Below are 20441 nucleotides of genomic sequence, written 5' to 3' on the forward strand. Positions count from 1 at the left end.
GGGAGAACTAGGCTTACCAATAAAATAGTATATTTAAACCATGCAACATCAAGAATTCTATTTGGAGTACCAAAAGCATCAACTTTTTGCACAGTATTGGGTGCCTAATGAGTGTAAAGCAGTAGTATTATTAGTGCATGGGATGGGGGAGCACTCTTCTAGATATACATCCTATGCGATCCCAGAGCTATTGGCCAAACATATTGGGGTAATCACCTATGATAATTTTGGGCATGGCAAAAGTAGCGGTAAACGAGGCCATTGCCCAAGCTATGATGCACTCCTACAGGTGATGGATATGATGTTGACCAAAACACAAGAACTCGCCAATGAGCGCCCTATATTTTTGTACGGCCATAGTATGGGAGGTAATCTGGTTATTAATTATATGCTTAAACGGCAGCCTAATCTGGCAGGTGCCATTGCTACCAGCCCATTTTTGCGATTGGCGTTTAATCCCCCAGCCTGGAAAATGACCATGGGCAAATTAATGCAAAAAATAGCACCCTCGATAACCCTACCCTCTGGTCTTGATGTTAGCGCAATATCTAGAATACGAGAAGAGGTAGAAAAGTATAAAAACGATCCCTTGGTGCATGATAAGGTGAGTCCTAATTTTTCGTTTCCTATAATAGAAGCAGGGGAGTGGGCGATAACCCATGCGGCAACTTTGCAAAAACCGATGCTACTTTTGCACGGTACCGATGATCAAATCATAGCGTATACCGCTACCCAAGAGTTTGCGGCGCAAACAGATCAAGCAGAGCTGGTATTGTTTAAAGATGGGTACCACGAATTGCATAATGATGTAGAGAAAGGTAAATTACTAACCACCATCACTGCCTGGATACACCAAACGATATAATTATGATGTAGGATACCATGAGCGAAAAATTCATTTTATATTTGGATTAAATCTAAATAAGGATTATTTTCGCCACCGGAATATGGAATTACTATTTACATCAACCTATTATACATCGTATCAATCTACCAAGGATCGATGTTTTTATATAGATTTTGGCCACAAGATGGTTAAGGTTTCTTTTTGCCAACTCCTTAGTTTACGGTACAAAGCAAAGCAATTATCTAGTCATGATCATTTGGAGTATATGCTTTCTCATTGTGATGTAACACTACTTACTTTTTGTGATAAAGAGCATGTGATTATATTAGATACCTTGCAGGTTTTGGATTTTACAGAGTTGATACAAGGTACCTTTGCTATGATAGAATTGCGTACCGCCCTGACTGCTTAGGTTAGCTTAGATTTAGACTGGCTATAAATTACCCCCTTGATTCCTTTAAACGCCTTATTTTCCTTAATTTTATAATAAAGTTAAAGAGTATCGTTATGGAAAATATTGCAAGACAACAAATAAGCATTAATCTAGAGGTTATGGATATGCTTAATCAACAAATAGCAAAAGAACAACATTCTTCGTCTGTATATTTGGCAATGGCTTCCTGGTGCGATCAACGTGGATTAGAACGTAGTGCTTCCTTTTTTTATAGACAATCTGTAGAAGAAAGAGAGCATATGATGAAAATCTTTGCTTTTATTAATAATAGCGGGGGGTCTGCATATTCTCCCGATGTCACTAATATTGCTCATGAGTATGCTTCTTTAAAAGAAGTGTTTGAGTTGGCATTGCAACAAGAAATCTCGGTAACACAATCTATATATAAGATAGTTGCCAAATGCCGTAAGGTAAATGATTTTGGTACCGAAAACTTTTTACAGTGGTTTGTAGAAGAACAGATGGAAGAGGAGCAAAGCATACGAGATATCCTGGATATGTTCGATCTTATGGGTGATGCACCTTTAAAGTTAATCGACGAGCGTATACCAAAGGAATAATACGCCCCCAGATACCTTTCTTTTTTTGTAATGAAATCTCACTAGTAGTTTCCCAAACGAAATTATAGGGAGAGCGATTCTAATTCTAGTTGATAATCATATTGTAGATCTTCGTGCAATGCACCGATTTTCTTTTTTACCGATAGGATCTCTCTATCCCGTATATTTTGTAAAACACTACTCTTATGAATATAGGGTGTAAAATCATTAAGTTTTTTACAAAAATAAATCAATAGCTCTACCTCGGTCTCTTTGTTGTTAGAATAGCGAATGTATTTTTTGATCATTCGTAAGATTTTACGAACACTCTTCTTTATATAATGATACGATGCAGTATTGATAATTTCAAATTGCTCATCGACTTCGGTATGGATCCCAGCGATATATTCATCTTCATCAGACGATTCGAACAGTAAATACGTAAGTAACTCCTTATTTTCTTTTTTAAATCTAGAGAGCCTTAGACATAACTCTATAAGTTCGAGATGAGAGGAGTGTGACAGTTCGGTTTTAATTTCTTTGGCAGTAGCAGCTTTCATGCATGCAATTTAAATCAAAAAATAGGTAGTCACAGTGTTGGTATGGATGTTTTTGTTGGATATGGTTTACGGTTATTAACAGCGGTTTGTGTTAATAAAGCACCAAAAATGTGAATAAGCTGTTGATTTTTAGGGTTTTTGAGTATGGTTTTCAACAATTTGAGAGTACTCGAAATTAGTAAAATGGAGTTATTAACATAGTTATTAACAATTATTGTAAGTTTATACGTGTTAATTTTTATTTTATTGTGAATTAAATCACATTTAATCGTAATAAAATATGATTTCAACAAATTATTAACATATAATAAACATAATATTTGGTAATTTGTTGATAACGTGTTAATTTAGTAGCAAAGAACCTTAAATCACACACGTCATGAACAATCTATACTCCCATTTTGGATTAAATCTTACAAGTTTTGTAAATTTTTTAAGACAACTCCCACAAGCTTCTAGTTATGCGATTCGTAAGTAATAGAGACATAACAAATATTGGCTATTTGTTTTTTAAATCGATTAGAGGGATTATCTTCTGGTAATTCCTCTTTTTTAAAAGAAAAGACATACGCTATTGTACCCTATGTAGTATGCATTAGTCACTTAGGTTAGGGCTATATCATTTTTGTAGTTAACTACAGTTATTTGATCGCTTTAATCAAGTTGTGCTTGGCTAACTTCAAAATTTCATGCAATTCTTGTATCGATATTTCTTCGGCATTATTAAAGTCTACAAGAACATGATCATATTTTTTAGGATATTTTTCTTGTATGGCCTCGCGTACAAATTTTATAGCAGGCCTTAAATGGCGATATTGCCCATCAATAACAATAGACGATTCGTAGAGCGCACAAAATAAACTATAAGTAGTATTAGACTCACATATTCTAGTATCATTTTTATTCCAACTTTTCTTAGAATCCAATAGTTTAATAGTGTTTTCAATAATGTTTACCTCAATATCACTTGGTTTAAACCAATTTCCTTGTAATTGTGCATCTTGATAGTTAAATTCTTTAATGACCATGGGTAGTACTTTTGTTCCATCTTCAAAATTTCCGGCATAATATCCATTAGTGTATTGAATAAGAGTGGCAATACGATTGGGCATATTGGGCCAAGAGATTTTTACGAATCTTTGCACTGTGTCGTTTTTGATCACAGTAAATTCTATGGGAGATTTTCCATACGCAGCGAGGGTAATAGAGGTTAACGCCCTACCATCTCTGATTATGTTATACCTGCCTTGGTGTGTTTGCCCGTTTTGATCGGTGTAGGTTCCAAACCAGAGCTCTTTTTTTTGAGCAAAAGCAGTACTAGAAAAGAAAAATAGAAATAGTAAAAGAAAAAGATTTGGATAGGATAACGATTTGATTTTTTTGATTGATGATTGCATGATTTTTATATTTAACTGGTTAAATATAAGAGTCTTATTACATCAAAATGTTACAGTTCTATTGCCCGAAAAAGGATGTGCTGTTTTTGTCTGTGAGCTTAATGGATATTAGCCTTGTAAATACTGGATTATTTGGTACACTAATCTGGCTGCTAATCGAGCAGTGGCATTATCCTTATCATATATAGGGTTAAGCTCTACAATATCACAGCTTATAAGTTTATTCGAGTTACAAATTTGCTCAATAGTATCTAGTGCAATATCTATTGCAAACCCCATAGGCGAAGGAGCACTTACTCCTGGTGCATATACCGAAGAAAAACCGTCTATATCGATAGTGAGGTATATCATATCTACAGATGCCATAAAATCACCAACCAACTGTTGTACGTTACTTTTATTTGCGATGGTATATTTGTCATTTTCGAGGTATTGCACCCCAAAATTAGCTGCGGTTTTATATAATTCTCTATTGTTTGAAGCTTTCTGAATCCCCAAACATAAATAGTTAAAGGTGTCATTTTCTTGAGCAATTTGATAAAAAGGCGTTCCTGATGTTCCTTGATCGATAACTTGCCTAAGATCAAAATGGGCATCTAGATTGATGATACCGATAGTTTGATTAGGATATTGCTTTTTAATCCCCCGATAATGGGCATATGCCAAATCATGCCCTCCACCTAAAACAATTGGGAACACTTTGTTACTCAATAATTTTTGAACACTTAGAGATGTTGATTCTTGTGTTTGTTCTAGATTTTTATCTGGACATGTAACCGAACCGGCATCGACAATTTGAGTATCCTCTTTAAAATGATTTGATAGAGAGGCCAACATTTTTCTTATGCTATCAGGTCCAGAAACGGCGCCGACTCTTCCTTGGTTTCGCACTACACCTTCATCACATGCATACCCCAATAAGCCAAAAATTTTGCTACTATCGTGATCAAATACATGAGATTCTAGATTGATACATCTAATTTTTTCATGCATGTATAATTGATCGTGAGATGCGCGACCAGTCCATATACTTTGATTTGTTTTTTTATAGTACTTCATAGTATTATAAGATTGTATCCAAAAAGTCACCTTCGACTATATTTGGTAAGGTAACTTTTAGATTTGGAGTGCGTTCCATTTCGCGCTTTATAGCAAATATAGCCTCTTTATTACGTGCCCAGCTTCTTCTAGAGATTCCATTATTTACATCATAAAACAACATGCTTTCTAATTTACGTGATGCCTCTTGTGATCCATCTAATAGTAAACCAAATCCACCGTTGATCACTTCTCCCCATCCAACACCACCACCATTGTGGATAGATACCCAGGTAGCGCCTCTAAAACTATCCCCAATCACATTATGGATCGCCATATCTGCAGTAAATTTGCTACCATCATAAATGTTACTTGTTTCTCGATAAGGAGAATCGGTACCACTCACATCGTGGTGATCTCTTCCTAATACCACGGGGGCGGTAATATGTCCTTCTTGTATGGCTTTATTAAAAGCTTCGGCTATTTTGATTCTTCCTTCGGCATCGGCATACAAAATCCTGGCTTGCGAGCCTACAACAAGATTATTTTGCTTTGCTTCTTTTATCCAAGAAATATTGTCTTGCATTTGCTGTTGGATCTCTGCTGGAGCCTTTTTCTTTATAGACTCCATAACTTCTAAGGCAATTTGATCTGTTTTTTCTAGATCTTCTGGCGTGTTTGAGCTGCATACCCATCGAAAAGGCCCAAAACCATAATCAAAACACATAGGGCCCAAAATATCCTGAACATAAGATGGATATTTAAAATCAATGCCATTTTTTGCCATTACATCTGCTCCCGCACGAGATGCTTCTAATAAAAATGCGTTTCCGTAATCAAAGAAATACGTACCTCTTTGTGTATGTTTATTAATTGCTGCGGCATGCCTACGAAGTGATTCTTGTACTTTAACTTTAAAATCGTCGGGATGCTCGCTAATCATCGTATTGGATTCTTCATAGCTTAATCCAGCTGGATAATACCCTCCAGACCATGGATTATGCAGTGATGTCTGATCAGAACCTAAATCTATATAGATATGCTCATCATAAAATCGCTCCCATATATCAACTACATTACCTTGATAGGCAATAGAAACCACTTCTTTTTGCGCAACAGCTTTTTTTACTCTACTAACGAGGTCGTCTATATTATTAAGGATTTCGTTTACCCAACCTTGCTCATGTCTTTTATAGGCAGCATGGGGATTTACCTCTGCGCAAATGGTAATACAACCAGCAATATTACCTGCTTTGGGTTGTGCGCCACTCATACCTCCTAAACCGGCGGTTAAAAAGATCTTACCTGCTGGGGATTCATTATTTTTTAGTGTTTTTCTGAACGCATTCATGACAGTGATAGTCGTACCATGCACGATACCCTGCGGGCCAATATACATATAACTCCCGGCTGTCATTTGCCCGTACTGTGTTACGCCCAATGCATTGTATTTTTCCCAATCATCTGGTGTAGAATGATTAGGAATCATCATCCCATTAGTAACGATAACTCGAGGAGCATCTTTTGACGAAGGGAATAGGCCCATAGGGTGCCCAGAATACATATGTAGCGTTTGTTCTTCGGTCATTGTGGCCAGGTACTGCATAGTAAGCAGGTACTGCGCCCAATTTTGAAATACTGCACCATTACCGCCATAAGTAATTAACTCATATGGGTGTTGGGCTACGGCAGGATCAAGATTATTTTGGATCATAAGCATAATACCTGCGGCTTGTTTTGTTTGCGCGGGGTACTGATCAATAGATCGAGTATGCATGTCGTAGTCTGGTATAAAACGATGCATATAGATACGCCCGTATTGGTTTAGCTCTTCTAGAAACTCGCCAGCTAGTTCTTGGTGCCAATTTTCGGGAAAGTACCGTAACGCATTTTTAAGTGCCAGTTTTTTTTCTTCGATACTTAGGATTTGCTTACGTTTTGGAGCTCTGCTAATCGTATCGTCTAATTTTCTCTTTGCCGGTAAAACTGCCGGTATACCTTGTGTTATTTGTTCTTTAAATGTCATTGTTGTGGTCATTATGATCTAGAATACACGATACTGCCTTTTTTCCATACCTGAGAAGGAACTAGTTTGCCTTGTTGATAAAAGATTTCATTATAGTGATCTGTTTGAAAAAGATTAAAATCGGCCAATTGGGTTGGCGCTAATCGTCCTCTATCTTTTAAGTTAAGGGCAGCGGCAGCTCTATAGGTAATTCCTGCTAGAATCTCGGCATTGCTTAGTTTTTCAAAAGTACCAAGAATCGATGCCTGGGTTAGTAAATCTCCCATGGGTGCAGATCCGGGATTCCAATCACTGGCAATGGCCAATGCTCCTCCTGCATCTAGTATTTTTCTGGCTGGAGTAAAATCACATCCCAATCCAAGAGATGCGCCTGGTAAAGCCACTGCAATAACATCGCTTTTTGCTAGGATGTTAATCTCATGATCGGTACTGGCTTCGAGATGATCGGCACTAATAGCATTCATTTGTACCGCTACCTCGCTTCCGCCGGTACTAAATTGATCAGCATGTACTGTAATATCAAACCCCATTGCTTTTGCTTTTTCAAAATAAGGATAAATATCTGAAGGCTGAAAAGCGCTTTGTTCTATAAAAGCATCAATCCTATTAGTTAAATTCTCTTCCTGAAGTATAGGGAATAAGGTATTACTGATATGGTCTAGATAGGTTTTTTGATCACCTTCAAAATCTCGGGGTAACATATGTCCAGCCAAACAGGTAGCTATCAAATCTGCCTCGGTTAAAGCATTTGCATCTTGTATAGCGCGCAACATTTTTAATTCTTCATCTACCGATAAGCCGTATCCGCTTTTTACCTCTATAGTAGTAATTCCGTTTTTTAAAAGTGCATTGGCTCTTTTATGTACGTTATGACAGAGTTCTTCTTTTTCGGCTTTTCTTGTTTGCATCACTGTATCCCAGATACCTCCACCAGCATTCGCTATCTCTAGATATGATTTACCGGCATTACGCATCGCATAATCTCTTGCTCTAGTCCCCGAAAAACAGATGTGTGTATGTGCATCAATAAATCCAGGTACAGCTATGTGATCACCAAGTAATTCTATAATTTCTGCATGTAGCGAAATAGCCTTTTCTTTTAGATCAAGATAATCACCAATAGCAAAAATGTTTTCATCCTCGATAAGGATGCCTGCATTGTTGATTATAGGTAGTTCTTCATCTTTTAAAGCACCGGATATACCAGAGTTTTCCATGCTTATTAATTGAGTAATTGGCCCAATAAGTTTATACTTCTTCATAATACCTTACTTTTCTTATTGTTTGACTAGATTAATATACTTCAAATTCGTCAGAAAATTGAGTTTTTAACGATACGCCCTTCTTTTCAGAAACATCATGAGCAATGGTCATGATCGTTTTTTCCTTGATCATTTTAATCCCTTTTTCAATGTCATCTGCAAATACCCGATCTTTATCAGCAAAAGATACATGGTTACGGATTTCTTTATGAATTTCATCGAGAATAACACCCGATTTCAAAGGTTTTCTAAATTCAAAAGCTTGAGCAGCAGTAAGAAGTTCTATCGCAAGTATTTTTTCAATATTATTGATCACCCTTAGTGCTTTTCTTCCGCCAATGGATCCCATGCTTACATGATCTTCTTGACCCAATGAAGTAGGGATACTATCGGCACTAGACGGAAAGCATAATCCCTTGTTCTCACTAGCCAATGCAGCTGTAGTATATTGCAATATCATATATCCCGAGTTGATTCCTGTATCTTCCATCAATAATTTTGGAACACCAGGAGAGTTTCCTTCTAGAGCTAGGTATATTCTTCGATCAGAAATATTACCCAATTCTGATGCAGCAAGACAGGCGTAATCAATAGCCATTGCCAGAGGTTGACCATGAAAACTACCCCCGCTTATTGTAAGATCTTCACTAATTACAATAGGATTATCAGTTACCGAGTTTAGCTCCGTTTCTAATAATTCTTTTAAATGCAACCAGGCATTTCTTGATGCGCCATGTACCTGAGGAATACAACGTAAAGAATATGGATCCTGTACACGATCACAAAAGGTGTGATCCTCCATGATTTCAGAACCTTTTAGTAGTGATTTTACTTTTGAAGCCACATGAATATTTCCTTTAAATGGACGAAGTTGATGCAGTTCGTTATAAAAAGGCTTTATAGATCCTTGTAACCCTTCGATCATCATAGCACCAATAATATCTGCTTGCGAAAGACAACTGTGTAGTTTTGATACTACTTGTACAGCATGTGCAGCGATAAATTGAGTACCGTTTATGAGAGCCAGTCCTTCTTTTGGGCCTAAATCAATAGGGGATAGCCCTGTTGTTTTAAATAATTCTTCGGTAGTGATTGTTTTACCATCATAGATTACTTTACCTAATCCTATTAGTGGTAAAAATAAATGCGATAAAGGGGCTAGATCCCCAGACGCCCCTACAGAACCTTGACTTGGTACTACTGGGATTGCATCATTATCGATATGCCATAAAATTCTATCCAATGTTTCTTGCGCTATACCAGAATATCCTTTGGATAATGATTGCGTTTTTAGGATAAGCATCAACTTTGCTATTTCCTTATCTATTGGGTCACCAACCCCAACACTGTGACTTTGTAAAATGTTTCTTTGAAGAATATTAGTCTCTTCTTTGGATATTTTGGTAGTACATAAAGGACCAAAACCGGTATTGATTCCATAAACGGGATCGCCTTTTTCGACGATATTATGAACAATATCACGATTTTTCTGAATCTTGATTCTAGAAGCTTCAGAAATGATTGCCTTTTTTTTACCTCGAGCTATTTCTAAGGCTATACCAGCAGTGAGATAGCCTTCTCCGTATAAAAAATGTTCTGATGTATTCGACATTGTAATGCTTATGATTTGTTGATACTAAATTAATGGTTATATTTAATAATTGGAAATACCAATTTTGTCAATTATTAATAACTATGGGTTATCAATTAGAATTACGTCATTTTACTTATTTTTTGGCTGTAGCCGAAGAATTACATTTTAGAAAGGCAGCAGACAAGCTGTTTATTTCGCAACCAGGATTGAGCAGACAGATCAAACAAATGGAAGAGATTATCGGTGCTCGTTTGTTTTTGAGAAATAAAAGAAATGTACATCTTACTGAAGCGGGTGTTTATCTAAAAAAAGAATTAGAGTATGTTTTTAATCATATTGATTTTACGATAAAACAAACTCGTTTAATTGATGATGGAAGTAATGGAGAAATACGGATTGGTTTTTTGGGATCTGCCATGCAAAGAGTAATTCCTGATGTATTGGTAAAAGTAAACCAAGAATATCCTAATATACAGTTTAGTCTAGAAGAAATGTCTAATTACTTACAGGTCGAAGCCATAGAAAAAGACCAATTGGATTTGGGTTTTGTAAGATTGGCAAGAGTACCAGATGGATTGGCTATAAAAACAGTGCATAATGATACGTTCTCTTTGGTATTACCGAAGGATCATCATCTAAATTCGAGTAATTTCAAGAATATAAAACAAGTTTCTGAAGAAAGTTTTATTCTATTTTCTTCAGATTATAGTTCATTGTATTATGACAAAATCATGAGTATTTGTGAGGATAAAGGCTTTACACCTAAGGTTTCTCATAAATCTGTACATGCCCAAACGATTTTTAAACTTGTAGAAAGTGGTCTTGGTGTTGCTATCATACCCACCTCTTTACAACATGGGTTCGATTTAGGGGTTAAATTCCTTGAGATTCCTAAAATTAAGCAGAAAGCAAAGCTTTCGGTTATTTATAAAAAAGATAACCGAAACCCTGCTTTACAAAGGATTAGAAGCATAATAGGAGTGTAGTTGATTTATACAAGTATGATTATTTTTTTTATTTCTGGATACGGTTGTTTACTTTTGGCTTAATGAAATTATGTATGGGTTCCTTATACCTATATCAGATTAAGGACGTTTATTGTACATAATAGCATGCCTCCAAATTTATAAACTATGATTAAAAAAATGTTTTTTATCGCTCTTGCTATGGGGTTTTTATCGCATAAAATGAGTGCTCAGGTAGAATCTTTTGAAATAGGAGTCAAGGTAGGGTTAAATCTAGCAGATGTAGTTGGCGACGAAACAGATGATCTAGATATGCGTACTAGTGTACATCTAGGTCTTGTGGCCGAAATCCCTATTATTGAAGTACTAAGTATCCAACCTGAATTATTTTATTCTTTTCAAGGATATAAAGCAGAAAGTTTAGAACCAAATTTTGAAGATGAAACATTAAAATTGGATTATATTTATTTGGCCACTATGGTTAAATATTATCCATTTTATGTAGTACCAGGATTTAGTATTGAAGTTGGGCCGCAAGTAGGGTACTTAACTTCGGCTGTATTAGAACGTAAAAACACCGCAAACGGAGGAACAGAGATATCTGATCTTGATTTTCAGGAGTTTATTTCAGATATTGATATAGGTGCCAATATAGGTTTAGGTTATCAATTTGAGATAGGAACCTTTTTTCAGGCGCGATATAATTTCGGGATCTCTGATATTGTTGATATAGATAGCGAAGATGCGTTTTCTAGACAAAATGCGGTGATTCAATTTTCGGCAGGATATAAATTTTAAGCAATAAAAGAGTACTTCGTTATACTCTTAAAAAAAACAGCGGTATGAATTAAAGTTCATACCGCTGTTTTTTTATGTGCCAGAATGATATGTATTATTAAGCGGGCATGGTATAGAAAAATTGTTCTTCAGTAATTTTACCATCGTTTACTTGGTACACACAAAGTTCTTCTATTTGCATTCTGCCTTGTCCTTTAAAAGTGCAATCCATTTTCATGGTGCAACTAAAATGATTTTCGGCTACTTGAGGTTCAGAAATTTCACCACCATGAAATTCTTCTACGGTAGCATACCACTCTTCGCTTTTTTTGGTAACAGCCTCTTTTCCAGAAGTTACAGAGTTAGGAGCTCCAGACATTTCTTTACTTACAATATTGGTGTCATACAATTCGTTAATCGCTTGCATGTTTTCGCCCATACGGCAAAGTTCTACTAATCGACTTGCAACTTGTTGTGTATTCATTGGATTGAGTTTTATTGGTTATAAAATAAGGTGGTATAAATTACAAAAAACTTTAATCCCAAAGTTTAAAGAAAATGTTATATTTTAAAGTTATCCAACAGCATTTTTATATATACGTAAGCATCGTTCTCGAGCCATTTTATGTTCGACTATAGGAGTAGGGTAAGTGAGTTCATTTAAATCTTTGACCCATTTATTAATATATTCTAGTTTTTTATCAAATTTTGTGATTTGAGTAGTTGGATTAAATATTCTAAAATAAGGAGCAGCGTCTACTCCAGATCCTGCCGCCCATTGCCAGTTGCCAACATTTGCTGATAGATCGTAATCCAATAATTTTTGGGCAAAATAGGCTTCTCCCCATCGCCAATCGATTAATAAATGTTTACACAAAAAGCTAGCAACTACCATTCTTACTCGGTTATGCATATACCCTGTTTGGTTAAGTTGTCTCATTCCTGCATCGACCAAAGGATAGCCCGTTTCGCCATTTTTCCATTTCTCAAACTCATCTTCATTATTACGCCACTCGATGCGATCGTATTTTGGTCTAAAAGATTTTTCTGTAGTATGTGGATAATGCCATAGTATTTGCATAAAAAACTCTCTCCAAATTAGTTCTGACCAAAATACTTCATTCTCCTCGGCTATTGCTTTTTTTATAATAGACCTGATGCTTACGGTACCAAAACGTAAATGCGGACTTAAATTTGATGTGCCTTTATTTTGTGCAGGAAAGTTTCTTGTCGCTTCATAGTTTTGAATCAATGCAGAAGAAGCATCAAAACTGTATATTTTTAATGAAGACTCTAAGAACCCCATTTGAGCAAGTGTTATCGTTGGAAACGCTATTTTTTTTACCGTATGATTAAGGTGATTCTCTGATTCGAATGTTATTAATGTACTGCGATCAAAAGTTTCTTTCCATTTATTTTTATAAGGTGTGTACACCACATATGGATTACCATCGTTTTTTACAATTTCATTTCTTTCAAAGATGACTTGATCTTTAAAAGTTAGAAATTCTATATGCTGTTGTGCCAGCAGTTGATGGATTTTTTTATCTCGTTGTATAGCATAAGGTTCATAATCATGATTCGTATATACCTTTTTGATTTTAAACTGTGTCAAAAGGTGTTTGAATATCTCTTGGGGAGTGCCATAGAATTGTGCAATACCACTGCCATGCTCATTGTTCAACTTCAGATTTAATTTTTGTATCGTTTGATGTATAAAGGTTACCCTTGGATCATCTTTTGATAAACTATCGAGAATATCCTTATCATAAATAAAAATGGGTAGTACAGCTTGTGATCCCGATAATGCTCTAAAAAGACCAATATTATCCTCTAATCGTAAATCCCTTCTAAACCAAAAGATAGAAACCTCATTACCCATAATCAATTAACATTTAAGGTAGACATTCCTCCATCAACTCCGATAATTTGACCTGTAATCCAACTACTATCATCGCTTAATAGAAATTTAGCAATATTAGCAACATCTTCCGCTTGCCCTACACGTTTCATTGGATGACGACTATCCATAAGTTCTTTCTTTTTTTCGTTTCCTAATAACCTTCCTGCGAGAGAGGTATCTGTTAAAGAAGGTGCAATAACGTTTACTCTAAATTTTGGAGCATACTCTGCAGCTAATGCTTTGGCAAACCCTTCAATAGCTCCTTTTGCAGCAGCAATACTGGTATGATAGGGCATTCCGATTTTTACGGCTACAGTACTAAAAAATATTAAGCTTGCTTGGTCTGAATTTTTAAGTTTTTGAAGCATGGTGTGTACAATTTTTACCAAAAACATAAAATTGATCTGCATATCCTCTTCAAAATCTTTTGGATTCAGTGCCTTAAATGGTTTCAGGTTAATGCTTCCTGGGCAATACACAAAACCATCTATGCGATCGGGTAAAATTGTAGTATCTATTTCATCTTTAGAAGCATCATAAGGAATATGAGTAACTTCTAGATTTCCTAAATTTTCTGATGTCCTAGAAGCTATGAATACGTTATGTTCGCTATATAATTTTAAAGCAATTTCAAACCCGATTCCATGGCTTCCACCTATAAGTAGGATATTTTTCCTCATTATTTAATTTTATAATTAGACAAATACGATTTCATTAGGGGTATCATTCTCGAAGGTACCAAATAACTCGATTAATTTCTTTTCTCGATACTCAAAAATTTCTTTAAGTTTAGGCTTAACGAGTATTGGATGTGCAAGTTGCCCCATAATACCAAAGGGAATTTTGTAATCAATAATATCTTCCATTTCTACTCCACCAGGAATCTCTTTTAAAAAATGCTTGTGATGCCAGAGTGCGTAGGGGCCAAATCGTTGTTCATCTACAAAATAATGTTTGTCTTTTATATGTGTAATTTCTGTGACCCATTTGTTTTTGATACCTAATACAGGGGTAACTATGTATTGTATCATTTGACCAGAAAACATTTTTCTGTCTGCACCGGATACAATTTTAAACCCCATATAATCCGGGGTTATGATTTTTAAATTAGCTGGATTTGATAAAAAGTCCCATGCCTTATCAATAGATATAGGTAAGTTTTGTTTGGCGGTAAGTGTATATATTTTCATACTTTGAAGTAGTTAAAGTATAAAAATACAACCATTTTGTTTAACTTTTATGGTATTTATGTTAAACAAAAAATAATTTTCTGTTTTAGAAATACGCTTCAGCCCAAGATTTGGCTTCTTCTAAACATGTGAAAAAAACAAAAGATTTGTTGTAATAAGGTTGCTCTGTTATGGCTTTATTTCTCTCTTCGAGATCATCAGAAACAATAGCAAGTCCTTTCATGTTAGGTAGTTGTCCTTGCCTATAAACATCCACGTTTACGTTATGCTTAAATTTACGATGAGTAATCATTACAAAGTCTTTGGATTTGTAATGATTTCTAAGATTATCTCTTATTTCTGAAGCTTTATCAAGGGTTAAATTCACATTTTCGTTAATAACAAGTATCACGAATCGATCATAAAACTCTATTTGGCAAAATTCGTTAGAAAAATGCTGCATAGGGGGAATGGTTTATTATATGATAAATATATGTTAAAAAGAACGAATAGTGAAATGAACCAAATAGAAAATTTGGATAAATATGTATTTAGGCCTTTCTACGTTTAACTTTAGAATTGAGAAAAAAGAAAAAAATTAGCAATCATCACAACAATTATCAGGCTTAACTAGTCTACAGGTGAGCACTGCTAATAAAGCTCCTATTATTGGTGCTATAAAATATAACCATTGATGCTCCCAATGACCGGATAATAATGCCGGCCCTAGAGATCGTGCTGGATTCATAGAGGCTTTAGTGATTGGACCCGCAAACATAGCCTCTAGTAATACAACACCACCTATGGCAATTCCTGCCATGGTACCTGTTTCTTTAGAACCTGTCGATACATTAATTATTACTACCATAAGAAAATAAGTTAGTAATAATTCTAATATAAAAGCTTTAAGATCATCTATAGCCGGCAATGTACCTCCAAGGTATTCGCTTTCGGGGAATAAGTATATTAATATACTACTGGCCAGAATGGCACCTATACATTGAGCAAGGATATACTTGGGAACTTCTTTCCATTCAAATTTTTTGGCATAAGCAAATGCAATAGTAACAGCCGGGTTGAAATGAGCTCCAGATATTTCACCGAAAGCATAAATCATTGCCATAACAATGAGTCCCCAGGTGATGGCTATCCCAACATGAGTAACATCTCCACCTGTTATTTCGTTAATTGTCATTGCTCCCGTGCCGCAAAACACTAAGCTAAAAGTTCCTATAGTTTCTGAGATATATGTTCGCATAATTCCTCTAAAATATGGCAAATATACTATTCCTTATTTTAAGTTTTTGTTAACTTATTATGTATGTGTAATCCTTATTTTCGTGTTGATGATTATGAATGATTCACAAACTAAATTAAACACAATGAAAAAGATTATCTTATTTATTTCTGCAGCTCTTTTATCTTTCGGGATAGAAGCTCAGGTAAAAACCCCTCAGCCTAGTCCAACATCTAAAATTGAACAAGTTATTGGTTTAACTGATGTTGCTGTGGAATACTCACGACCTAGTATGAAAGGAAGAACTATTTTTGGAAACTTAGTACCTTTTGATAAACTTTGGAGAACAGGAGCTAATAAAAATACTCAAATTACTTTTAGTGATGATGTAAAAGTTGGAGGTAAAGAACTTAAGAAAGGAACTTATGCAGTTTTTACAAAACCAGGAAAAGAAAACTGGGAAGTTATTTTTTATAGTGATGCTAATAATTGGGGTACTCCTAGAGAATGGGATGATGCCAAAGTTGCAGCAAAAACTACTGTAAAAGCAAATACATTGCCAATGAATGTAGAGACTTTTACAATCATGTTTAGTGATTTCACAATGAACTCTGCGGTATTAAACTTTATTTGGGCAAATACAGAAGCAGCTGTTACGCTAGAAGTGCCTTCTAAAAAAATTGCATTAGCAAGTATTGAAAAAACTATGGCAGGTCCATCTGATGGAGATCATTATCAAGCGGCTGTATTCTATAAAGATATTGAGGATTATGCAAAAGCAAAGGAGCATATTGATAAGGCTATTGCTATGAGAGAAAATCCAGCTTTCTGGTACCACAGACAACAATCTTTGATTTATGCAAAGACAGGAGATAAGCCTGGGGCAATAAAGGCTGCAAAAAAATCGTTAGAATTAGCGGAAACGGCAGGAAATGCTGATTACGTAAAATTAAATAAAGACTCCCTTTCAGAGTGGGGAGCTAAATAATCACTCTTTTTCACACACAAATCGAAAAAGCGTTCTGACCTATCGGAACGCTTTTTTTATTTTCTCGAAACTTATGAAAAGAGAATTTAAAATACTAAAGATGGTATTAGGTGTAACTCAACCCAATTTTGGCCCGTACTGTATCTAATAACTTGATTAATTGTCGACTTTTCTCAAAAGTCATTATTGTACTCTCTGTACGGTTTTTGAGTATCATCTCTTGCACATGGATAGCTTCATAACTATAACCATTTGTTTTAACCTCAAATTCAATTAGTTTTGATTCGTTTTCTGTAATAATAGTGATAGATGAAGGTTCATGAAACCTACTATTGATATGTATAGTACCATTTTCTAGTTCGATGATTGCTTCGGTTTTTGTTTTTTTGGTAATAGCACAATGCAAAGATGCATTTACTTCGTTTTTATAAAGTAGATCAACAGTGCAAGTCTCATCTACCTGTGTTTTTCCGAAAGAAGCTTTGGCAGTTATATGCTCAGGATAACCTATGATACTCAAAGCAGCAAAGAGAGGATAAATGCCTACATCAAGTAAACTTCCTCCACCTAAGGCTTTGTTAAATAATCTTTCATTTGGACTAAAAGTTGCAGCAAAACCAAAATCGGCTTGTAAGCTTTTTACAGCTCCAAATTTTTTAGAAGCTATCAAATCTAAAACATATTTATAATGTGGTAAAAAATAAGTCCATAACGCTTCCATAAGAAAAACATTATTTTTTATTGCTGTTTGAATCATTTCTTCTACTTGCTCCTGGTTCATCGCAAAAGGTTTTTCGCATAAAACAGCTTTCTTATGATTTAAACACAATAGTGTATTTTCATAATGAAAAACATGTGGTGTAGCGATGTATATTACATCGATATTGGGGTCTTTGGTTAATTGATTATAGCTTCCATAATTGTTAGTTACTCCGTAAGAATTCCCGAAATCTTGAGCTTTTTTTTCTGTTCTACTGGCTACTGCATAGAGTGTTGCATTTGGAACGGTAAGTAAGTCCTCGGCAAATTTGTGAGCAATCTTACCACATCCAAGAATACCCCAGTTTACGTTTTTGTTTAAATTCATGTTTGGATATAACTAATTAGATTATTTCAAAAATAACTAAAAAACAGCTTTTTTCATCCGTTGAATATGATGAATGTACAATAGTAATTAATTATAAATATTTTGTTTATTTTAATGATATTTAATATTCCTTGAAATATATGTAAATACCTTGTTGTGAGGTGTTTAAATCTTGGTGGTTAGGCAAAATTTCTTTATATTTAAATTACTCTCTTAATTAAAACCTAATTGTTATGGATATCCCCCACGTTACGAAATCATCTTTACTACGGCAACCACATTTTATGAGATTGAATTTAATGCATACTGAGCTTTCGAGTATGCTTTCAAAATTACACTCCTATCTTTGCGAACCTTGTACTTCTGAAATGTATGATCAGTATTTAGAATTAAATCACAAAGGTATCCTTCTGAAACAAACCATTGATAAAGTTTCTCAAACGGCAAAGAATCAGATAAAATTTTCAAAACATACTCTTGATGATATCGATAGTATTGGAAAAAAATATGATACTTTTCAAAAATCTCTTACGGTATACCTTAATGAAGCAATTATTCATCACTAAGACTAGTTAGTTAATGGTTGTATTGCATAGCTTGTAAAATTAAGTAATACCCATAGGGATATGTTAGTGTAATCTACTCTGATATACCTAGATCTGTATGAGAATCAAGGCTAATAAATGGTTGTATAATCATCGCAATAACCATAACTAGTACACATCCAAATAAATTTAACCATAAATAGGGCATCCAGTCATAATACCAACCTATAATGACAATAATTTGTGTAATTATAGCCGCTACAAAAGTAGCATTGCTACGTACAAATTTCACAAAAAATGCTAATAGAAAAATACCAAGCACATTTCCATAAAAAATAGATCCGATGATATTTACTAATTGAATTAAATTATCGAAAAGATTGGCAAAACAAGCTACCAAAATGGCAAGAATACCCCAAACCAATGTGAAAAATTTAGAGGCATTTACATAGTGTTTATCGTCTTTATCTTCCTTTACATTTCTTTTATAAAGATCAATCGCCGTCGTAGATGCGAGTGCATTTAACTCGGATGCAGTAGAAGACATCGCCGCTGATAAAATAACTGCTAATAACAATCCAATCAAACCTCTTGGTAGATTGTTAAGTATAAATGTTATAAATATGTAATCTTTGTCGTTTGTTTCTTTATCCTTGGCTGATTTTTTATATAAAGCTAATAACTCTTTTTGTTTGATTTTATATTCTTCACTTAACGGTTCTTTTTCAAGATTTTTAACCTCCAAGGCTAATTGATCATAATTTTTAGAATAGGTAGAGTCGATTACTCTTTTAATCAAATATTGTGTTCTTAGGCGGTATGATTTCTCTAAACTATCCATACTGGTTAGTTTAGTTTTTAATCCAACATCTCCGGTTTTAGCAAGTTCTTGAGCTATTCCTTTTTTTTGTGAAAACAATATATTGTTCTTTTCTACTATTTCTTTATACTCATTTGAGTACTCTGAATTTAAAAGCTTATTAACAGAATTTTCATTAAAATTAAGAGGAGAAGGGTTAAATTGGTAGAATACAAATACCATAACACCTACCAAAAGAATAAAGAATTGCATTGGTACTTTTAATAAACCATTAAATAGTAAACCTAGTTGGCTCTCTTTTATCGATTTTCCTGATAGATAGCGTTGTACTTGACTTTGATCAGTACCAAAGTAGGAGAGAGCTAAGAAACTACCTCCTATAATACCACTCCAGAAAGTATATCGATTATCGAAATTAAAGGAGAAATCTAAAACTTCCATTTTTCCACTAGCTCCAGCAATATCTAAAGCTTTTGAAAAAGTAACCCCTTCGGGTAGGTAACTAACTATTAAAAAGAAGGCTATTAACATACCCGTAAAGATTATGGCCATTTGTTGTTTTTGTGTAACACTAACGGCTTTAGTTCCTCCGGATACTGTATAGATAATTACCAAAACACCAATAATAACATTAAGTGTGGTCAAGTCCCATCCTAATACAGCTGATAGAATAATAGCGGGGGCAAAAATGGTAATTCCAGCAGCAAGTCCTCTTTGGATTAAGAATAATATAGCAGTTAAACTTCTTGTTTTTAAATCAAAACGACTTTCGAGGTATTCGTATGCGGTATAGACATTAAGCTTATGGTATAATGGTATAAATATCATACAAATTACCACCATAGCGATCGGTAGCCCAAAATAGAATTGAACAAATCCCATCCCACTATGAAATGCTTGACCAGGTGTCGAAAGAAATGTTATAGCACTAGCTTGAGTTGCCATAACAGATAACCCTACAGTCCACCACTTGGCTTCATTACCACCTCGTATGTATTCTTGTACATTTTTACTACCTCTTGTTTTCCAAGATCCATAAAGAACGATGAATAACAAGGTTCCTATAAGTACGATCCAATCTATGGTTTGCATTCGTTATAATTAAGTTAGTTAGGGTTTGAATTAAATATAGAAATAGATTATAGTATATATGCAGTGGTTATTAAATAAAATATAACAATATATATAGCATTAGTAATTAGTACTATCGAGTACCACTTTTTCCAAGTAAAA

Annotated in this window: 21 protein-coding genes; 7 read left to right on the plus strand and 14 right to left on the minus strand. The window is 34.7% G+C overall.

The window, feature by feature from the left end:
* Window positions 1-40 precede the first annotated feature (40 nt).
* The 3 genes from DK508_RS09875 (at window position 41) to DK508_RS09885 (ending at window position 1861) form a co-directional block, all read left to right on the plus strand.
* Entirely contained in the window at window positions 41-865 is an 825-nt protein-coding gene (locus tag DK508_RS09875) for an alpha/beta hydrolase (protein ID WP_109300601.1), read from the plus strand.
* 82 nt (window positions 866-947) lie between these two features.
* On the plus strand, window positions 948-1259 hold the full coding sequence (locus DK508_RS09880) for a hypothetical protein (RefSeq protein WP_160114644.1): 312 nt from the start codon (window positions 948-950) through the stop codon (window positions 1257-1259).
* 95 nt (window positions 1260-1354) lie between these two features.
* On the plus strand, window positions 1355-1861 hold the full coding sequence (locus DK508_RS09885) for a ferritin (protein ID WP_109300603.1): 507 nt from the start codon (window positions 1355-1357) through the stop codon (window positions 1859-1861).
* Window positions 1862-1923: 62 nt separating this feature from the next.
* Here DK508_RS09885 and DK508_RS09890 read toward each other — a convergent pair whose 3' ends face one another.
* From DK508_RS09890 to hutH, 6 genes are all read right to left on the minus strand, one after another.
* Window positions 1924-2400 (minus strand): hypothetical protein, encoded by a 477-nt coding sequence (locus tag DK508_RS09890; protein ID WP_109300604.1) that lies wholly within the window; start codon window positions 2398-2400, stop codon window positions 1924-1926.
* 641 nt (window positions 2401-3041) lie between these two features.
* Window positions 3042-3797 (minus strand): hypothetical protein, encoded by a 756-nt coding sequence (locus DK508_RS09895; protein WP_109300605.1) that lies wholly within the window; start codon window positions 3795-3797, stop codon window positions 3042-3044.
* Between the two features lie 108 nt (window positions 3798-3905).
* The gene (gene hutG, locus DK508_RS09900; protein WP_109300606.1) at window positions 3906-4856 is read right to left on the minus strand and encodes a formimidoylglutamase; all 951 of its coding nucleotides are present in this window, start codon (window positions 4854-4856) and stop codon (window positions 3906-3908) included.
* Between the two features lie 4 nt (window positions 4857-4860).
* Window positions 4861-6861, minus strand: coding sequence for a urocanate hydratase (locus tag DK508_RS09905; protein ID WP_109301310.1), 2001 nt, complete (start codon window positions 6859-6861; stop codon window positions 4861-4863).
* An 11-nt stretch (window positions 6862-6872) separates the two neighbouring features.
* On the minus strand, window positions 6873-8123 hold the full coding sequence (gene hutI, locus DK508_RS09910; protein ID WP_109300607.1) for an imidazolonepropionase: 1251 nt from the start codon (window positions 8121-8123) through the stop codon (window positions 6873-6875).
* 31 nt (window positions 8124-8154) lie between these two features.
* On the minus strand, window positions 8155-9735 hold the full coding sequence (gene hutH / locus DK508_RS09915) for a histidine ammonia-lyase (protein ID WP_109300608.1): 1581 nt from the start codon (window positions 9733-9735) through the stop codon (window positions 8155-8157).
* 83 nt (window positions 9736-9818) lie between these two features.
* On the opposite strand from hutH, the gene DK508_RS09920 reads away from it, so the two are divergent.
* Entirely contained in the window at window positions 9819-10703 is an 885-nt protein-coding gene (locus DK508_RS09920) for a LysR family transcriptional regulator (RefSeq protein WP_109300609.1), read from the plus strand.
* A 147-nt stretch (window positions 10704-10850) separates the two neighbouring features.
* The gene (locus DK508_RS09925) at window positions 10851-11480 is read left to right on the plus strand and encodes a porin family protein (protein ID WP_109300610.1); all 630 of its coding nucleotides are present in this window, start codon (window positions 10851-10853) and stop codon (window positions 11478-11480) included.
* A gap of 97 nt (window positions 11481-11577) precedes the next feature.
* Here the strand turns inward: DK508_RS09925 and DK508_RS09930 are convergent, their stop codons facing one another.
* From DK508_RS09930 to DK508_RS09955, 6 genes are all read right to left on the minus strand, one after another.
* Window positions 11578-11943, minus strand: a complete 366-nt coding sequence (locus DK508_RS09930; protein WP_109300611.1) for a SnoaL-like domain-containing protein — start codon at window positions 11941-11943, stop codon at window positions 11578-11580.
* Between the two features lie 90 nt (window positions 11944-12033).
* The gene (locus tag DK508_RS09935; protein WP_109300612.1) at window positions 12034-13341 is read right to left on the minus strand and encodes a deoxyribodipyrimidine photo-lyase; all 1308 of its coding nucleotides are present in this window, start codon (window positions 13339-13341) and stop codon (window positions 12034-12036) included.
* 2 nt (window positions 13342-13343) lie between these two features.
* A complete protein-coding gene (locus DK508_RS09940) occupies window positions 13344-14042 on the minus strand; it encodes an SDR family NAD(P)-dependent oxidoreductase (RefSeq protein WP_109300613.1) in 699 nt (232 codons plus the stop codon).
* A 15-nt stretch (window positions 14043-14057) separates the two neighbouring features.
* Window positions 14058-14552, minus strand: coding sequence for an SRPBCC family protein (locus DK508_RS09945; protein ID WP_109300614.1), 495 nt, complete (start codon window positions 14550-14552; stop codon window positions 14058-14060).
* An 85-nt stretch (window positions 14553-14637) separates the two neighbouring features.
* On the minus strand, window positions 14638-14994 hold the full coding sequence (locus DK508_RS09950; protein ID WP_109300615.1) for a hypothetical protein: 357 nt from the start codon (window positions 14992-14994) through the stop codon (window positions 14638-14640).
* A 135-nt stretch (window positions 14995-15129) separates the two neighbouring features.
* A complete protein-coding gene (locus tag DK508_RS09955; protein ID WP_109300616.1) occupies window positions 15130-15789 on the minus strand; it encodes an MIP/aquaporin family protein in 660 nt (219 codons plus the stop codon).
* A 124-nt stretch (window positions 15790-15913) separates the two neighbouring features.
* Here DK508_RS09955 and DK508_RS09960 point away from each other — a divergent pair, with 124 nt between their 5' ends.
* Complete coding sequence (locus DK508_RS09960) at window positions 15914-16756, plus strand: DUF2911 domain-containing protein (RefSeq protein ID WP_109301311.1); 843 nt, start codon at window positions 15914-15916, stop codon at window positions 16754-16756.
* A gap of 106 nt (window positions 16757-16862) precedes the next feature.
* Here the strand turns inward: DK508_RS09960 and DK508_RS09965 are convergent, their stop codons facing one another.
* Complete coding sequence (locus DK508_RS09965) at window positions 16863-17843, minus strand: Gfo/Idh/MocA family protein (RefSeq protein ID WP_109300617.1); 981 nt, start codon at window positions 17841-17843, stop codon at window positions 16863-16865.
* 233 nt (window positions 17844-18076) lie between these two features.
* Between DK508_RS09965 and DK508_RS21090 the strand changes: the two genes are divergently transcribed.
* The gene (locus DK508_RS21090; RefSeq protein WP_160114645.1) at window positions 18077-18409 is read left to right on the plus strand and encodes a hypothetical protein; all 333 of its coding nucleotides are present in this window, start codon (window positions 18077-18079) and stop codon (window positions 18407-18409) included.
* Between the two features lie 73 nt (window positions 18410-18482).
* Here the strand turns inward: DK508_RS21090 and DK508_RS09975 are convergent, their stop codons facing one another.
* A complete protein-coding gene (locus tag DK508_RS09975; protein WP_109300619.1) occupies window positions 18483-20300 on the minus strand; it encodes a sodium:solute symporter in 1818 nt (605 codons plus the stop codon).
* Window positions 20301-20441: the final 141 nt, after the last annotated feature.

This window comes from Aquimarina sp. AU474 (assembly GCF_900312815.1).
Lineage (GTDB): Bacteria > Bacteroidota > Bacteroidia > Flavobacteriales > Flavobacteriaceae > Aquimarina.

What these genes read in the sequence shown, in the direction of transcription:
- DK508_RS09875 (WP_109300601.1), top strand. Translation starts at nt 41, where the DNA reads ATGCAACATCAAGAATTCTATTTGGAGTACCAAAAGCATCAACTTTTT.
- DK508_RS09880 (WP_160114644.1), top strand. Translation starts at nt 948, where the DNA reads ATGGAATTACTATTTACATCAACCTATTATACATCGTATCAATCTACC.
- DK508_RS09885 (WP_109300603.1), top strand. Translation starts at nt 1,355, where the DNA reads ATGGAAAATATTGCAAGACAACAAATAAGCATTAATCTAGAGGTTATG.
- DK508_RS09890 (WP_109300604.1), bottom strand. Translation starts at nt 2,400, where the DNA reads ATGAAAGCTGCTACTGCCAAAGAAATTAAAACCGAACTGTCACACTCC.
- DK508_RS09895 (WP_109300605.1), bottom strand. Translation starts at nt 3,797, where the DNA reads ATGCAATCATCAATCAAAAAAATCAAATCGTTATCCTATCCAAATCTT.
- hutG (WP_109300606.1), bottom strand. Translation starts at nt 4,856, where the DNA reads ATGAAGTACTATAAAAAAACAAATCAAAGTATATGGACTGGTCGCGCA.
- DK508_RS09905 (WP_109301310.1), bottom strand. Translation starts at nt 6,861, where the DNA reads ATGACATTTAAAGAACAAATAACACAAGGTATACCGGCAGTTTTACCG.
- hutI (WP_109300607.1), bottom strand. Translation starts at nt 8,123, where the DNA reads ATGAAGAAGTATAAACTTATTGGGCCAATTACTCAATTAATAAGCATG.
- hutH (WP_109300608.1), bottom strand. Translation starts at nt 9,735, where the DNA reads ATGTCGAATACATCAGAACATTTTTTATACGGAGAAGGCTATCTCACT.
- DK508_RS09920 (WP_109300609.1), top strand. Translation starts at nt 9,819, where the DNA reads ATGGGTTATCAATTAGAATTACGTCATTTTACTTATTTTTTGGCTGTA.
- DK508_RS09925 (WP_109300610.1), top strand. Translation starts at nt 10,851, where the DNA reads ATGATTAAAAAAATGTTTTTTATCGCTCTTGCTATGGGGTTTTTATCG.
- DK508_RS09930 (WP_109300611.1), bottom strand. Translation starts at nt 11,943, where the DNA reads ATGAATACACAACAAGTTGCAAGTCGATTAGTAGAACTTTGCCGTATG.
- DK508_RS09935 (WP_109300612.1), bottom strand. Translation starts at nt 13,341, where the DNA reads ATGGGTAATGAGGTTTCTATCTTTTGGTTTAGAAGGGATTTACGATTA.
- DK508_RS09940 (WP_109300613.1), bottom strand. Translation starts at nt 14,042, where the DNA reads ATGAGGAAAAATATCCTACTTATAGGTGGAAGCCATGGAATCGGGTTT.
- DK508_RS09945 (WP_109300614.1), bottom strand. Translation starts at nt 14,552, where the DNA reads ATGAAAATATATACACTTACCGCCAAACAAAACTTACCTATATCTATT.
- DK508_RS09950 (WP_109300615.1), bottom strand. Translation starts at nt 14,994, where the DNA reads ATGCAGCATTTTTCTAACGAATTTTGCCAAATAGAGTTTTATGATCGA.
- DK508_RS09955 (WP_109300616.1), bottom strand. Translation starts at nt 15,789, where the DNA reads ATGCGAACATATATCTCAGAAACTATAGGAACTTTTAGCTTAGTGTTT.
- DK508_RS09960 (WP_109301311.1), top strand. Translation starts at nt 15,914, where the DNA reads ATGAAAAAGATTATCTTATTTATTTCTGCAGCTCTTTTATCTTTCGGG.
- DK508_RS09965 (WP_109300617.1), bottom strand. Translation starts at nt 17,843, where the DNA reads ATGAATTTAAACAAAAACGTAAACTGGGGTATTCTTGGATGTGGTAAG.
- DK508_RS21090 (WP_160114645.1), top strand. Translation starts at nt 18,077, where the DNA reads ATGGATATCCCCCACGTTACGAAATCATCTTTACTACGGCAACCACAT.
- DK508_RS09975 (WP_109300619.1), bottom strand. Translation starts at nt 20,300, where the DNA reads ATGCAAACCATAGATTGGATCGTACTTATAGGAACCTTGTTATTCATC.